Here is a 16,499-nt window from a genome sequence, read left to right on the forward strand (position 1 = left end):
ATGCGAACTCCCTCACGAACCGGTCGCTCCGATGGCTCAGCCAACATGACGCCGATGATCGACGTCGTCTTCCTGCTGATCATCTTCTTTCTCGTCTCGAGCCACTTGGCGCGCCAGGAGTCTCGCATCCCGTTGGATCTCCCCGTCGCCGATGGCTCCGTCGACCAACCGCCGCCAAGCGATCTGTTCACGGTCAACGTCCTCCCCGGCGGCACCTGGCAGGTCAGTGGCACCGAGGTCGATAGGCCGATGCTCGACCGATTGCTGCAGTCCCACCACGCCGAACATGGCCCCGACGCCGCGGTCCGGATCCGCACCGACCGCAGCGTCGCGTACGGTCAAGTCGAACCGCTGCTTCGCGCCGCCAGCGTTGCCGGACTTTGGAACGCTTCGTTTTCGGTCTACCAGGAGAATCGCTGATGCGACTGCCCAGTGGACATGGCCGCGAGCCGTTGGAACTGAAGATGACGCCGATGATCGACGTCGTCTTCCTGTTGCTTGTCTTCTTTCTCTGGACCAGCAGTTTTGAAGAGCCCGAGTTTCTGATGCCCTCAGCGATCGCCGATCCGCCTCTCGCCGCCGGCGCAGACGCCACGCTGCAACCGCCACCAGCCAGCGAACCGTTTGATGAAATCATCGTCCGCATCCAGTGGACAAGTGGTGCGGCGACGCTATTGTTCAACGACCAACCGCAACCATCCTTGGACGCCCTGCGACAGCGGTTGCAAGCGATCCTTGACGTCGGAGTCCTGCCGCCGGTGATCGTCGATCCCGATCCGGAGGTCCCGATGGGCGACGCGATCCGCGTCTACGACACCGCCCGCAGCCTAGGCTTCGACCGCGTCCTCTTCGCCGCCCGCGCCGACGACTCGGCACCGCCAGGGAATTGACCTAACGTGTCAAAACCGTTGGCGAAGATAAAAACCAGACGGCACCTGAGCCCGCTCAACACATCGTCGCGTCGCTGCGATCGACTGCAACGACGAGCCCGACGGCTCCCAATTTGCACTGAAATCGGCAATAATCAGCGTCGGTGTCGGAGACGAGTTCGAGTCTGCAACGAAAGGAATTCACGATGGTTCGGTTTATACATGCCGCAGACATCCACCTCGATAGCCCGATGCTGCAATTGGAGCATTACGAGGGCGCTCCGGCGGAAGAAATCCGTCGCAGCACGCGTCGCGCCCTCACCAATCTGATCGACCTAGCGATCGAGAAGAAGGTCGATTTTGTTTTGATCGCCGGCGATCTCTACGACGGCGATTGGCCCGACCACAACACCGGACTCTTCTTCACTTCGGAAGTCGCTCGGCTTCGAGCCGCCGAGATTCCGCTTTACTTCATCAGCGGCAACCACGACGCTGCCAACAAGCTGACCAAAGCCTTGCCGCTGCCGACGAATCCCGACGGCTCACCGGTCCAGTTGTCGAGCACAAAAGTCGATTCGGTGATTCTGGAAGATCTGGGAGTCGCGATCCACGGCCGCGGTTTCAGCAAACAAGCTGAAACGTCCAACCTCTCCGATAAATATCCGCGAGCCACCCGCGATCTGCTGAACATCGGGATGTTGCACACCAGTCTGCAAGGCGCTCAAGGTCACGCCCCTTACGCTCCCTGCACGCCACAACAATTGGCCGACAAGGAATACGATTATTGGGCGTTGGGACATATCCACATCCGCGAGGACCGTGCGATCGAAGGCTCCTGCCCGATCGTCTTTTCAGGCAACACACAGGGCCGCAGCGTTCGCGAGACCGGTGCCAAAGGCTGCGTCCTGGTCGAATTGGATCCGATCGCCCCGCCGAAGCTCGAATTCCAACCGTTGGACGTCTGCCGCTGGGAGATCTGCGAGATCGACGCCACCGAGATCGATCGGATCGACGATTTGATTCAGCAGTGCAAAACGCGGATGCAAGCGATCTGTGCCAACAATCCCGATCGCACCTCGATCGTCCGGGTTCGCGTCGTCGGCCAGACGCCCCTCTATTCGACTCTGCAAGCGAGGCTGGAACATTGGCAAAGCGTGATGCGGCAGGAGACCTTTGACATCGACGAGGGCTCGATTTGGATGGAGCGATTGCGCGTCAAAGCGACGGCGCCGCGGGAAGCGATCACCCTCGACGCCAGCGGCCCGATCGGCGAACTGTTGCAGACGATCAGCAGCGTGTCGGCTGATCCCGACGCGATGGCTGCGATCCAGTCGGCGTTGGAACCGTTGGTCGCTAAGCTGCCGATCGAACTTGTCGAAGACGGCGATGGCGTCGCTTGGAATCATCAAGATCAAATCCGCGAGTGGCTCGACGAAGCCGAACCGCTGCTGTTGAACCGCTTGGCAACCTTGGAGGCTGACGTATGAGATTCGCATCATTGGACCTAATCGCTTACGGACACTTCCAGAACCAAAGCGTCGACCTCTCCGGCGGGAAATACGGATTGCACGTCATCTACGGCCCCAACGAAGCGGGCAAGTCGACGACGCTGCGTGCGATCACGTCATTGCTATACGGTTTCGACAATGTAACCAGCGACAACTTCCGGCACCAGAACCGCGACCTCCGCGTGGGTGCTCGGATCATCGATCACGATGGGCAAGAGATCCGTTGCGTGCGCCGCAAAGGACGCACCGGTACTCTTTATTGTGGTGACGACGCAAACGCAATCGATGAAGCCGTGCTGCAGAAGATGTTGCGTGGCGTCGACAAAGCCGCTTTTGGCGACCGATTTGGCATCACCCATCAATCGCTTGTCGAAGGTGGCGAAATGATGGTCAAAGGGGATGGCGATGTCGGGCAAAGCTTGTTCGCCGCCGGTGCCGGACTGGGGCAACTGAAACAGATCCAAGATGCGATCGAAGACGAATGTGGCAAGCTGTTCAAAAAGTCGGGCTCCAAGTCGGAACTGAACCGCTTGCTGGGCGAGTTGCGCGAAAAGAAACGCCAGCTGAAAGAGAGTCTTTTGCCGGTCAAAACGTTTGTAAACCTGCAGCAACAGCGTGAGGAGAAGCAGGTCGAATCGGAGAACTATCGCAACGCGGTCCGTGAGACACGCACCGAGGTCAAGCGGCTGGAAACGCTTCGCGACGCGATCCCTTTGCGCGCCGAATGGAACCAGTTGACCGAGCAGCTTGCGCCGTTGGCCGACGTGCCGATGTTGAGTCCCGATTTTTCGACGCGGCAGCACCAAGTGAGCACGACTTGGGCGGCAAGCCAGCAGAAGATGCAACTGGTTCGCGCTCGGATCGACGATCAACAGAAAAAACTGTCGGCGTTGGGAGCGCCCGATCCGCTGTTGGATCAAGCCGAAACGATCGATTCGCTGGTCCAGGCGGTTGGTGGAATCAGTACTGCAGCGATCCAACGTCCCGGACTCGTCAAGCGTCGCGACATGACCCAGGCTCAAATCGTGAGCAAGCTGCGCGGGATAGGCCGCAACGATTCGGACGACGTCTGGAATCTGCAGCTGCCTCCCGACCTACGCTCCAAGATCAAACAGCTGGCGAAGCAATACGTCGCGCTCACCCAGCGAGCTGACGCGTCGGCGGAGGATCTGGAATCGCTGCAGTTGCAAGTGCAGCAGGTCGATGCCGCGATCGCGGCGATCGAGCAACCGCCATCGGCCGATGCATTGGCCGCGGCGCTACAACAGGCTGGCGATGCGGCGACGTTGGTCGGCGATCACGAAGCCGCTCAAGCGGCGTTGGCACGTGAAAGCCGCGCCGTGGCGACGCAGCTGCGAAAGCTGACCGGTCTGGAATGTGACGCGCAGACGGCAACGGCTCTCCCCGTTCCTCAACGAGAGACGATCGAAACGTGTGCTGGCGAATGGGAAGCGATCAGCAGCCGCCAACAGCAAATTGTCGGTCAGCAAACAGCGTGTACCGACAAACTGGAACAAATGACGACGCGGTTGCACGAACTGCACGGCGCCGGCGAAGTCCCTAGCGAACAGGAACTGATCGCCGCTCGCGAGCAACGGGATCAATTGTCGGCAGCGCTCGCATCAACCGATTCGGCGGCAGACATCCGCTGCGATCGCCAAGCGTTTGAATCGTTGCTGGCGATGATCGAACAGTGCGATCAGATGAGCGACCGCTTGCGTCGCGAGGCGGAACGCGTTTCCCGACGTGCGACGTTGGAAGCGGAACGCGGCTCGATCGAGCGTGCTCAACAGCGTTTGGCGGAGGAAAGCGAACAACTGCAAACGCAGCGACAACAGTTCGCCGATCGCTGGAACGAGATCTGGGCCGATTGCAGCCTCAAACCTAAATCGCCGCGAGAAATGCTCGGCTGGTTGGGCGAACATCAACGTTTGGTCGAACTGTACGAAGCCCAAGTCGAAGCCGAACAAGCGGTCGCCCGGCACGCCTCGCGGATCGAGCGTGTGACGCAGCAGTTGTTGGCCGCGATGCCAAACGGTTCGGCATCGCCAGCGTCGGACGATCTGGTCGCCTTGGTCCGCCAAGCCGGAGCCGCAGTGGCGACGACGCGTAAGCAGCAACAGGAGTACGAGGAGCGTACGAAGCAAAAGCAACAGCTGCAACAATCGCTGCCGCAGTCGCAACGACGCAACGAACAAATCCAAGAGGAATTGGCTCAGTGGCAGGCTCAATGGCGTGAGGTCACGTCGCGGTTGGAGCTAGACGAACAAGCGGGAACCGACGAGGTAGACGGTGTCGTCGAAGCCTACCACGAACTGGTCGTCGACCAAAAAGAGTTCGATAGTTTCCAACGGCGGATCGACGGAATCGATACCGATGCCCGCGCGTTTGACGCTCAGGTCCGCGGCCTCGGTCTGCCGATCAAAGATGCTTCACTCGACGCATCGAAGATCGTCGAAGGCTGGGCGAAAGATCTGAAACAAGCGCAGAAGACACAGACCCAACGCGAACAGATCGAACAACAGATCGCTCAAGATCAACGCGATCTGACCGCGTTGGAACAGGAACGAATCGATTGCCAAACGCAATTGAATCTGCTGTGCAAAGAAGCCTGCTGCGATGCTCCCGAACAACTGGCGGAGGTCTATCGCAACAGCCAGCAGAAACAACAACTGGAGCACCGACGCCAAGAGCACTTCAGCCGTCTGACTCAAATGGCGGGAACGCATCCGGTCGAAGAGTTCCTTGAAAAAGTCGCGGCTGTCGATCCGCAAACGCTGGAACAGGACATCGACGAACTGCATCATAAGCTGTCGGGACTTGAAGACGATTACGCGGCCGCCTGCCAAGAACTGGGACAACTGGATCAACAGCGAAAGGCGATGGATGGCGGTGCCAGCGCGGCCGATCTTCAACAGGAGATCCACGAACTGCTCAGCCGCATCGATCGGCATGCAGCGCAATATGCTCGGCTGCGAGTTGCCGAAACGCTGCTCAATCGCGCCGTCACCAACTACCGCGATCGGAATCAGGCTCCGATCTTGAAGATCGCCAGCGATTACTTCCGCCGACTGACGCTCGATTCGTACAGCGAACTTCGAGCCGACAACAACGACAAGGGGGATCCGGTGCTGTTGGGCGTTCGCGCCGTGACTGGCCAATCGGTCGACCTGCGTGGCATGAGCCAAGGGACAGCGGATCAATTGTACCTGGCACTGCGGCTGGCCAGCTTGAAGCACAGCTTCGCCAGCAGCGATCCGATCCCGTTGGTCGTCGACGACATCTTGATCCAGTGCGATCTGCAACGCAGCCGCGCCGCGTTTGAACTGTTGGCGGAATTATCGAACGACACCCAAGTGATCTTCTTCACGCACAATGCGGCGTTGTTGGAAACCGCTCGCGAGTGTGTCGATGCCAATCAATTGTTCGTGCAAACGTTGACTCGCGATTCGGTGGAACCGACGACTGAGGTCAAGTCGCCGACGAAGGCCGAGCCAAAACGGAAGTCGACAACGAAGGCAAAATCTAAGGCGAAGCCGAAACCAGAGCCGGATCCGGTCGATACGCACGATGACGTCGAAGACGATCTGTTTCAACTGAAGTCGTGAGTCCAGTCGAGGCCAAGGTCCAGCCAGCGAGCGGCGTGCGTTAGCGCTCCGCTGCTGATCCGGTCGACGCCCGTCTCGGCGATCTCTCGAATCGTCTCCAGCTTCACATTCCCCGACGCTTCCAATTCGATCTGCGGACTCTTTTCGTTGCGGATCGCAACCGCCTGCCGCAGATCGTCCAAAGAAAAGTTGTCCAACAAAATGATGTCGGGCCCTGCTGGCAACACGTCTTGGAACTGTTCTAGCGTATCGACTTCGACTTCAACGATCTGCGGAGCCTTCATCCCCGCCGATTCGCCGCCAGCCCACGACTTGGCCTTCGCAACCGCTTCGCTCGGCGGAATCGCTTCGCCGGGACCGGCCAACGCCAAGTGATTGTCTTTGATCAGAAACGCGTCAAACAATCCCAGTCGATGGTTTGTGCCGCCACCGCATCGGACCGCGTATTTGTCCATCCGCCGCCAACCGAGCGTCGTTTTGCGGGTGTCGTACAGCCGAGCTTTCGTCCCCGAGATCTGTTGCACAAAACGATCGGTAAACGTCGCGATCCCGAACATCCGGCACAGGGTGTTCAGCACGATCCGCTCGCTCGACAAGATATCCCGAGCCGAGCCTTCGATCTGCGCCACGATCTGCCCCGCGGCGACGCGAGCCCCATCTTCGACCAGCGTCTCGATCCGCAGCTCCAGATTCATCTCGTCGATGATCCAGGGCAGGGTCACCAATCCGGCGGCGACACCCGCTTCGCGGACCGCCACCTGGCACTTGCCGATCCGATCCTCGGGGACCAACGAAACCGTGGTCCAATCGATCTGGCGATCGAAGTCTTCGCGAACCGCCAATCGAATCAGCTGTCGGAAATCGTCTTCCAAGGGAGCATCGACGCGGATTTGTTGGTATTCGACGGCCATTCCGGGTAACCTTTGCGCTGCGGTGAGATCCATGAATTTTCGAATTCAAGGAGATAGTTTAAGTGGACGACGGACCGATCGAAAAGGAGTCTGCGATGATGCTGCGGTCGCTGCCGCTGCAGATCGGTCTGCTCGCAGTCCTTGGCGTCCTGTTCATCATCAGTCTCCGCACGCCAACCGAATACCCGATCGATCCCCAACCACCGCCGATCCATCTGCCGGTTTGGATCGATCCCAACACCGCCGACGCGATGGAGCTGTCGATGATGCCATCGATCGGCCCGCAGACGGCCGACAGAATCATCGCCGATCGCGAAGCAAACGGCCCCTACCGCAGCCTCAGCGATCTCGACCGCGTCCCCGGCATCGGCCCGAAAACGCTGCAGCGATTGGCGCCGTTCATTCATATTAAGTAGCCTTCACCCGCCCTCGCAAACTGCGTTTGGGGCGGGTGAAGAGCCCAACTTCACCCGCCCTGCGAAGCCAGGGAGGGTCGGAAAACAAGCGTCTAGCGAGTTTTTCGGGGAGGGCCTGCACACCGGATCAAACGTCTCGGATCGACCTCACGACGTCCCTCCCCGAACATCGCTTCGCTCGTTCGACCCTCCCCCAGCAAACTGCGTTTGGGGAGGGGGAATTTGGGTGTTAGGGAGTGGCGGGCCGGCCTGCTGGCGATTCCTTTTTAGCGCGTTGTTCCATCAGAAACGCCAACAAATTTTGGATCTCCTGTTCCGCTAACGATTCGGCAAAGTTGCCGGGCATCACCGAGACCGTTGATTTTTGCTGGGTCTCGATATCGTCGGTCGATATGGTGATCTCGCGTCCCGTCGAATCGGCTAGCACGATCGTTTCCCCCTCTTGTCGGCGCAGCAGGCCATTGACGACGGTCCCATCGATCGTGACCACCGTCAGACTGCGAAAGGCAACGTCGACGTTGCGGTTGGGATCGAGGATGTCCTCCAACAACCGATCGGCTCCTCGATTGCCAACACCATCCAATTGCGGACCGACCAATTGGCCAGAGCTTCCAATTCGGTGGCAGGCGGCGCAGTTCTTGTCGAAGACGATCCGTCCCGCGACCGCGGCTTCCGCGCTCGGCCGATGGTGTGCCAACGCCCGATGATGCGCCAGTTGTACGGCGAGCTTTTCATTGGCCGGAGGCAGATCTTGGGTTAGCTGATCGATCTGCTGCAACTGCTTTTCGCTTGCACTGCGCCGCAGCGTGTCGACCAGCCCCGGTTCTTGCAGCAATCGGGCCGAAGCGTTTCCGGCGGCGATCGCATCGAATAAGCGATCGATCCCGGCGGTGGTTCTTGCCAACCCCGACGCGATCTCGCGTTGCAGCGACGCGGGCGACTGAGCGATCGCCGCGACCAGCCGATCGCGACTGGCATCGGTATCGAAGCCCGCGAGCGCTGCGGCGGCTTGCATTCGCAGCGCGGGCGGTTGCGATGGATCGGACAACAGGTCGCTGACGATCGCAAACGATCGCTCGGTGCGTCCCAGTCGGATGCTGGTGCGGATCGCTTGCTGCCGGACGTCGATCGACTGCCGCCGATCGGAGATCAACGAATCGATCGTATCGGCGAATTGCGAAAGGTCCAGCGAACCGATCAACTCGATCAGCCGTGACTCCTGCGATTCGTCCGCCACTTGGACCACGGGCGGTTCAAATCGCCCTGCGGCAATCCATGCGTAGGCGTTCCCACGATCGGCATCGACGATTTCGATCGCTGCTTGTTGGCCTATAAGATTCGGATCGATCGTCCATGTGTATCGCTGAGCTGTATCGTTGCGGGGAGGCATTTGCTGGGCGATCGTTTTGCCCGAATCAACGAGAACCAGCCGAATGTGATTGGCATCGCTCGACTCGTTTTTCGGATTGCCGTTGTGGCCGCACAGCCAAAAAGAAAGCGTTTCGGGCAGCGGGAAAGTGGGGCTGCGCAACACTCCCGTCAAACGTTCGCCATGCGAGATGCTGTCCCAAAACCGCGCGTCAGTGTTGCCGTCGGCGGATCCACGATTCTGAATCCCCCACGGTGACGCGGAAGTTTCCATTCCCAGGGCCGGCTGACGCGACCAATCGGAACCGCCCGCTTGTAGCGTTTTCAATTGGGCAGGTGCCAGGCGTTCGAGCCAGCGTTGCAGCTGGCGCTTCAGTTCGGAAGACTCTCCGCCGCGCTGCGTCGCTCCTTCGTAAATCGCCGATAAGAGAGACAGCTGTTGGCCGGCATCGTTTGCGAACCACTGCGGTGCCAGTTCCACCAGCCGCAGTTGCGATTCGACCGATGCAGTCCGCGTGATCAAAACCGCCGATCGAACCAAGACCGCGGGATCGATCGTTTGGGGATCGGCAAGCTCAAAGACGATCCCTGCCGCTCGATCTCCGCCGCTCACTGAAGCGATTTGCAACAACCGCCGCTGCTGTTCGGCAGTCAACTGCCCAGTCGAAAAGGACGCAGTCCCCGGTTCTTGAAAAGGTGAACGCGTTTCCAAATGTCGCTGCAGTACCAAACGCAGCACATGGATCAAATGGGTGTCAGCTTCGCGGGCTGCTTGCCAAGCGTGCAACAACGGGGCGATGTTGTCCGACGTCGGATGTTGTCCCAATGCATCGGCGGCGGCTCGACGAACGAAGGCATCCGCATCTTGCAGCCCTTGGATCGCAAGCTGTCGCTCCGATTCAAGAAGACTCTCCCGTTCGGCGAGCATCTTGAATAGATGCACTCGCACCAACGGATCGGAATCGTTTGCGAAGCGTTCCACCGCTTCGGAGTCCATCGCACTCAAACGCTCCAAAATCCATAAGCCATGGGCGCGGGTGAAGGGATCGCTCTCGGAAGCGAGCGTCGCACGCAGTGGATCGAGCACTTCATCGGCTCGTGAATCGATCAAATAGTTTGTCGCCAGCGTACGAACCTGCAGATTCGGATCGGAGAGGCGGACGATCAAATCGGCAGTCGATAGTTTTGTTAGATCGATCGACTGCGGAGGTGCCGAAGGTTCCCCGTTCCAAACGACTCGCCAGATTCGGCCATGCGTACGGTCGCGATCGGGATCGTCCAACGGCGCCTCGTAGTGACCGATCACACGGTTGCAGAAATCGGCGATATAGAGCGCACCGTCGGGGCCCACGATCGCATCGACAGGGCGAAACCAAGGATCATCGGTCGTGATGAAGTCGGGCTGGGTATCGCACAACAACGTCGAACCGACGCGTCGCAATTTGTCTCGATGCACCCGACCGGTGACCGGATTGCAGATGAATAGATTGTCGCGGAACTCTTCGGGAAAGTGGTCGGCCGAATAATAAGCCGGCCCGCAGATGCCTGTCGAACCGTGGGCGTGATCGATCATCGAAGGCCCAAACCCAATCGCCGGTTCGGGATTGCCAAAGTGAGGATAGGTCGCGCCGCGTAGCAATTGGTAGACCGGTTTGGAATGGCAGTCCGAATCGAAGAGGTTGCCCCAGGCGTCGAAGGTGATCCCAAACGGATTGACTTGCCCCCACGTAAACTGCTGAAAGTGCGATCCATCGCTGCGGAAGCGGTAGGTGTTGCCCGAGTCCATCACGACGGTCCGCCCCGCCGCGTCGGTGATTTCGCTGTGATTCGAGAAGCCGTGGCAGCCATAGATCCAACCGTCGATCCAACGGGTGAAGGCGTTCGCGTTTCCGTGGACGTCGATGTTGCCAAACGTCGAATAGAGAGCGGTTTGCGTGTCGGATCGCCCATCTCCGTCGCGATCGGCAACGTGGAAGATCGATGGGATTCCGTAGACCAGTCCCTCGCTGCCATCCTTTAACGGCGTCTGTCCGATCGGGATATTTAGCCCGTCGACAAAATGAGTCACCTGCGACGCATTGCCGGTCGGTCCGATCTCCACAATCGACAATCGATCGCGCGGCGGATGGTCGCCGCCGCCAGCGAACTTGCCGCGATCGGGCTGCACTCCTTCGCCCGCCGCCGGATAGGGATACTCCACCGAATGCGTGACCCACAACCGACCGCGGGCGTCGAAATTCAGATTCATCGGTTGGCCGATCTCCGGATCGCTGATCACCAACTGGATCTCAAACCCCGATGGCAATTGAAACCGCTCGCGCTGCGCGTCTACCGATGGCGGCGTTGGCTGGCCCAAGACGGAGACCGAACCGCTAAAAATCGACAATATCGTTAGTGATGCGAGGAGCATCGCCTGAAAGGAACAGAAGCGTGTCATGAGGTGGGTTTGCCTGGTTTCGTAGAGGATTAACTATCGATCGCGTCGACAGTTCTGCATGGTGGTGGGAGTTCAAGGTCTGGAATGGCAAATCGAAGTCGTCCGCGACAACTCCGGGAACTCAAGGAGTTCCCTCTTCCGACGTTTCAGGTGGTTTGACGGTCGAATCGCTGCGGAGATTGTCGATCCAAAAATGGGAATTCCGAGCGTCGTATCGCGAGGCGAAAAAGAGAACCTCACCGCGCGACATTCTTTGCCGTGGATCAAACGTTCCTCGACACGATTCCCCCGAAGGCGTATCGATTCGCCATGCGTAGTCGCTCGAATCGGCCACGGGACAGGTGATCCACAATCGATAGGGCATTTGCAAACCTTTGGGGTCGCTTTCCAATGGAATCTCCGCCAGATCGACCGATGCCTCGTTCCGTTCGGTGCGGGCCAACAGCGTCTCTCGACTGTCGACGCGAAGGCTCAAGCGGAAGTCTCCCGCTTGCAGGACGATGCCGCTGCCATTGGCCAGCCCTTTGGGGATCCGCGCGTCGATGGAGACCGATTCGCCAGCAGCGAGCTGGAAATTCTTCAGACGCAGCGGCGTACCTATATAAGAAGCATCGTCAGCCCGATCGACGAACAGCTTGCCCTCGTGAACGGCGTGATATTTTTCAAACAGTGAATTTTCTTCCGTCGCCAATTGATCGCGCCACGCATCGCTGTCGAAGTCGACGACGATCGGCAGTAGCGACGGCGCGCCGGCAGGGAGCGTGGTTTCGTTTTTTTCTGCTGCGATGTTGCCGACCGCCTTCTTCCCGTCGTGAGGCTTCACGTTCGATGCAAGCGTCGATTTCATTGCCGACGCGGAATTTTCTGCCTCCTGAAACTTGCGATCAAACGCGTCGGAGATGCTTTGCGATGGGTTCGGGGCAACGACCGGAACCGACAAGCGAGCCGCAGCGCGAGTTTTTTTCGTGGGCCGCTCGCTGGCGAGATCCTCGATCGGTGAGGCCGATGTTGCAACGGAACGGTTGTTGGCGACAGGTTGAGGACGTGTCGCGACGTAGCCTCCGCCGACGACGACGCCAACGGTCATCGCAGCGGCACCGCACATCATGAAGATCCGTTGACGCCTGCGACGCATCGATCTCTCGGGATGGCGATCCGCGGGCCGGCGGGTCGGTCTCTTTTCGAAAGCTGCTGCACCGGCGGTATCGATTGCAAACGTGGAGGTGGCGAGATCAGCCGGAAGGCGATCATCGGCGTCGCAAAGCTGTTGGTCGTAGTCTCGCCTCAATTCGTCGTCCAACAGAACCCGCCTCGCGTCGGCGATCTCGTTTGCCAATCGCTTCGCAAACCGCAATTTCTCCCCAACGCCCACTTGCCGCAGGTAGGCGACTTGGCGATTGGCGGCGACGTCGATCACATCGGGATTCGCTTCGAATCGTTCGAGTCCCAACAGACGATACAAGTTGGCCGGCTGATGATCGGGGGGAATACCCAACCAAGCATGATAGGGATCAAACGCTGGCTGTTCGTCGGGGACTTTCATGGGAATCGAATTTAGCATCTGGACGACGCCGATGCACGTTGGAAGTGCGTGCTCAAGATCGTGTCCAGAGGCCCGATTGGACAACTTTGCATCAGCCGCCGACCTGATCTAACATTGTCGCATCGCCGCCGCGAAACGCGTGGCGAAAATCTTTTCAATTTTGCCTTTGAGTTTTTTGCCACGGTGCCGGTCTAACAGGCAAAGGGACTCAAAGGATTCAAGAAATGAACGCGTTGGCGTGTCCCGGTGGGATGGTTTTGGAAAAGGCGGGCCCGATGGTTGAACCGTTGTCGCGGGCCTCACTGGAACAAGCCGTCAGCGATTCGCTGCCGTATTGGTTGCGGATGGCCCAGCGACTCTCGGGCGACTCGGAGATTGCGGAAGAGGCGGTCCAAGATGCGTTGGTGCGCGTGGCGAAATCGTGGAAAAGTTTCCGCGGGCAATCGGCGATTGAAACCTGGGTCGGACGCATCGTGATCCACAGCGTCCGCGATCGGTTGGCCGCGCGAAGACCTTCGCTGCAAAACGGCGACGAGGCGGGAAGCATCGAATCGACGGCTCGCGGTCCCATGGAGGAATTACTGGCGGTCGAACAACAGCAACGGGTGCGGGCAGCCATCGCCACGCTGCCCGACCGACAACGCGAAGTGCTGACGTTGACGATTTGGGAAGCCAAATCGGCGACGGAAGTGGCCGAACTGTTGGAGATTAACACGCAAAATGTTTACGCGACGCTGCACGCGGCGCGTCAGCGATTAAAGGAAATTCTGCGCGAGGTGTAGGCAACTTCGACGCGACACTTCGATTGGTAATTGAGTAAGACGGATGTCGGATCCAAATCTTAATACGAACCGCGAAATGCTCGACTCGGAACTCGACGCGCTGTTGCGTGCTGCCGATCCAGCCCAGCAACCGATCTCGGACAAAGCCGTTCGCCAGCAATGGACCGCACTCGCCGCGACGCGTCGCCAGCGGATCCGTCGGCTGCGCTACGGCGGCCTGGCCACAGCGGCCTGCCTGTTGATGGCGTTTGGAATCGGCTGGCAGCTCGGTTTTGTCGGCCATGGCAATAACAAGCAACATGCCAATGTTCCCCAGAAACCGATCGCGATCCCTAAGCAGCCCGACTCCACCGCTCCAACAACGACAAGTCGACCCGATCGCATCGAGCCACCGAACACAACAACCGAACCAACCGAAATGTTAGCGGAAACGGATCGGCAATCGCCTACCGAACCGACCGAGGTTCTGGCAGTCAATGAACCTTCGCTGGTCGAACAGTTTGAACAGGCGATTGCCAAGCTGCCATTGAACAATGCCCGCCAGCGGTACCGAATCGTTGAACAACTGCGTCGATTGTCGCGACCTCAGCAACGGGAACTCCTGTTGGCAGTCCCGGAAATACAAAATCAAGCCACGCGTCGACAAGCGATGGGGCTGATATCGGTGGCGGCGGGAAGCGATGCAACGGCGGTGCAAACCGCATGGTTATCGTTCGATTCGACCCGCGACGATGCTTGGCAAGCGATGGTCGATCGCAGCGACGCGTCGCAATGGGACGGATTGATTCGGTTGGCTCAAAGCGATCGACAGAAACGCGTCTTGTGTCGCAAGTTGGTTGTCGACTGGCAAACGTCAGGGCTCGATCGGATTGTCGAATTGACGTCTGCGGCGGCGTGGCGTCCCGCGGTGCAAATCGAAGCGGCGGCGCTCGATCCGCAAGCTTCTCAAAGCCTGCTGAAAATCATCGATGCCAGATCCCAACCACAGCGTGTCGCGGGCGGCTTTGTGTTGGCAGCAATGAAGCGCCCCGAAGTCGACCGCATACTGATCCAGTTGATTGTCCAAGGACGCAGCCAAATGGCGGCTTACCAAGGATTGATCATTCGCAACACCACCGAGGCGCGTCAGTTTCTGGCGCACGCGTCGGTTCAATTTGAATTGTCGCCCGCATTTGCGGCCGCTCGGCGACGTTGGATGGCATGGGGGCCGCAAGCTTTTCAATGGGTAACCGAAACCAGGAGTCGAAGCGATGTTCAAGACAGTATTCTACGGGATGATTCTATCGACAGCCTTCGCATGGCTGCCGCTGCAAGCCCACGGGCAAGATGCGGATGACGAAAAACGAATCTTGCGCGTCTACGATGTCAGCGATATCGTCGATCCGCAACCCAAGCTGTTGGGCGATTGGTTGACCGGTGAAAGCCAAGGGACCGTCAGCGGCCTGACCAACGGTGGCATCGGTGGTGGTGGTGGATTTGGTGGTGGCATGGGAACTGGCGGCGGCGGAATGGGGGCCGGTGCTGGCGGCATGGGAGGGGGCGGCGGATTCTTTGCGATCCCTTCGCATATCCAACCACAGTTTGAAGGCGCTAACATGGGGGTTGGCGTGCACGGCCCTTGGAACAGCCGTGTGATCGATTTGGCCGACGTGTTGAGCGATTTAGGAATTGGTGATGCCCAGCTGATGGTTTACGACAAACTGTTGCTCGCCAGAGCGACGCTTCGTGGACACGAGGAACTGGCCGATGTTCTCCAGATGCTTCGCGAAAAGTCGCAGGCTTCGCCGACAATGGAAATCGCGATGCGTTTGGTTCCGATTGCCCCCGACGCCGCGATCGATTCCAGCAGCCTTAAGGCGACCGAGATCGAAGCCTTGGCAGCAGCAAAAAATGCGATTTCGGCAACCGTACGCTGCGGCAACGGTCGCACCGGAAGCATTGCTTCGGGCGCGCGGCGCAGTTTCGTGATCAGCGCCGTCCCGGTGGTCGGCGCCAACGGCTCGAGCGACTCCAACGGACGAAACGTCGGCTACACGCCTCGCGTGATCACACCAATGATTGGCTTGGTTGGTAAAGTTCGCCCGGTGTTAAAAGAAGCGCCAGAGGGCCAACCACGAACAGCACTTATCGACGTAGGAATTGCCTACAGCGTCGGATCCGATGAGATCCTTTCGGCGACCTTCGGAACGGGGCAAACGATCGATCGCATCGATGTCACCGCAGTAGAATTCGAAAGTCAATTGAGTGTCGTAGAAAATCAATGGACCCTAGCGGGGGTGTCGACAATTAGCGACGGCAACGGAGCGCAAGAAGGCCTGATGGCGGTCGTGATCCAGTGGCGAGAAGCCCGCTAGAACTCCACATGCAGCACCTCCGTTGGCGCGACACACTGCGCTTTCCAATGCCTGACCGCTCCGCGGTTAGGTGGCAACATCTTCGCTTGTTGAATCCCATCCACAACAAGCGGGGAAAAGGGGACGGCGGATGCAGGCCCAGCCCACCTCCCTCCTCTCCTCTCTCAACGCACCGACACACACCAAAGGCGGTAGCCCCGGGAGTGATATGCGGCTTTGACCTTGTGTCTTTCAAAGCTCATGTAGGATGTCGATGTAGCGCAGCGTGCAACATCGTCAAACTCCGACATCCCTTGGCACGTCTCCAGCGTTTCGACACGCGAAATTTTCGCCCCTAGACTCTTTGCAAGGTACGTTTGGGTGAAGCGTATCAACGGCCTCGGATGCGACACCGATGCGAACCCAACAAGCTTCCGATCGAGTGAGGCGGCGAAAGACGGAATCGTCAGCGAGCCTTTCAACAGATCGGATCTGAACAATTTTGCATCGGGGTGGCACCGGGACGTCGAGATGTTAACCCCTGTACACGCAGATAAACTTTGCGTCGGTGTGCCATTTTCGGTAGGACCTATCGGAAATGCAAAAATACTCGAAAACCACGCTGGTACACAGACGTTCAATCGTTGCGGTTCCCCTTGCCGACTGTATAAAATCCGTCGGTCCATGCTAAAGGACAGATCGTCCTGTTTCGCAATGGGGTGCA

General features: G+C 58.8%; 11 protein-coding genes. 8 read left to right on the forward strand and 3 right to left on the reverse strand.

The genetic code is table 11. The features are described 5' to 3' along the window. From Poly24_RS18730 to Poly24_RS18745, 4 genes are all read left to right on the forward strand, one after another. Complete coding sequence (locus Poly24_RS18730; RefSeq protein ID WP_145098977.1) at positions 1-420, forward strand: ExbD/TolR family protein; 420 nt, start codon at positions 1-3, stop codon at positions 418-420. Next, positions 420-890 carry an ExbD/TolR family protein gene (locus Poly24_RS18735; protein WP_145098980.1) on the forward strand — a complete coding sequence of 157 codons (471 nt, stop codon included), beginning with the start codon at positions 420-422 and terminating at the stop codon, positions 888-890. The genes Poly24_RS18730 and Poly24_RS18735 overlap by 1 nt, the downstream gene beginning before the upstream one ends. Positions 891-1,075: 185 nt before the next feature. Next, positions 1,076-2,356, forward strand: a complete 1,281-nt coding sequence (locus Poly24_RS18740; protein WP_145098983.1) for a metallophosphoesterase — start codon at positions 1,076-1,078, stop codon at positions 2,354-2,356. After that, the gene (locus Poly24_RS18745; RefSeq protein WP_145098986.1) at positions 2,353-5,985 is read left to right on the forward strand and encodes a YhaN family protein; all 3,633 of its coding nucleotides are present in this window, start codon (positions 2,353-2,355) and stop codon (positions 5,983-5,985) included. The genes Poly24_RS18740 and Poly24_RS18745 overlap by 4 nt, the downstream gene beginning before the upstream one ends. Here the strand turns inward: Poly24_RS18745 and nadC are convergent. Then, positions 5,970-6,929 (reverse strand): carboxylating nicotinate-nucleotide diphosphorylase, encoded by a 960-nt coding sequence (gene nadC / locus Poly24_RS18750; RefSeq protein ID WP_231753223.1) that lies wholly within the window; start codon positions 6,927-6,929, stop codon positions 5,970-5,972. The two genes, Poly24_RS18745 and nadC, sit on opposite strands and share 16 nt — an antisense overlap. 29 nt (positions 6,930-6,958) lie before the next feature. On the opposite strand from nadC, the gene Poly24_RS18755 reads away from it, so the two are divergent. Continuing rightward, positions 6,959-7,312: a ComEA family DNA-binding protein gene (locus Poly24_RS18755; protein WP_197451241.1), complete on the forward strand. Its 354-nt coding sequence runs from the start codon at positions 6,959-6,961 to the stop codon at positions 7,310-7,312. 229 nt (positions 7,313-7,541) lie between these two features. On the opposite strand, the gene Poly24_RS18760 is transcribed toward Poly24_RS18755, so the two are convergent. Further along, the gene (locus Poly24_RS18760) at positions 7,542-11,117 is read right to left on the reverse strand and encodes a DUF7133 domain-containing protein (protein ID WP_145098989.1); all 3,576 of its coding nucleotides are present in this window, start codon (positions 11,115-11,117) and stop codon (positions 7,542-7,544) included. Positions 11,118-11,238: 121 nt separating this feature from the next. Further along, a complete protein-coding gene (locus Poly24_RS18765; RefSeq protein WP_145098992.1) occupies positions 11,239-12,660 on the reverse strand; it encodes a hypothetical protein in 1,422 nt (473 codons plus the stop codon). 224 nt (positions 12,661-12,884) lie between these two features. Between Poly24_RS18765 and Poly24_RS18770 the strand changes: the two genes are divergently transcribed. Genes Poly24_RS18770 through Poly24_RS18785 form a run of 3 tightly spaced genes read left to right on the forward strand, consistent with a single transcriptional unit; the run spans position 12,885 to position 15,796 of the window. Next, entirely contained in the window at positions 12,885-13,442 is a 558-nt protein-coding gene (locus Poly24_RS18770; protein WP_145098995.1) for an RNA polymerase sigma factor, read from the forward strand. 43 nt (positions 13,443-13,485) lie between these two features. After that, complete coding sequence (locus tag Poly24_RS18775; RefSeq protein ID WP_231753224.1) at positions 13,486-14,778, forward strand: hypothetical protein; 1,293 nt, start codon at positions 13,486-13,488, stop codon at positions 14,776-14,778. Continuing rightward, complete coding sequence (locus Poly24_RS18785; RefSeq protein ID WP_197452014.1) at positions 14,693-15,796, forward strand: hypothetical protein; 1,104 nt, start codon at positions 14,693-14,695, stop codon at positions 15,794-15,796. Before Poly24_RS18775 ends, Poly24_RS18785 begins: the two co-directional genes overlap by 86 nt. Positions 15,797-16,499: the final 703 nt, after the last annotated feature.

Origin of the sequence: Rosistilla carotiformis (assembly GCF_007753095.1) — a bacterium.
Classification (GTDB): Bacteria; Planctomycetota; Planctomycetia; order Pirellulales; family Pirellulaceae; genus Rosistilla; species Rosistilla carotiformis.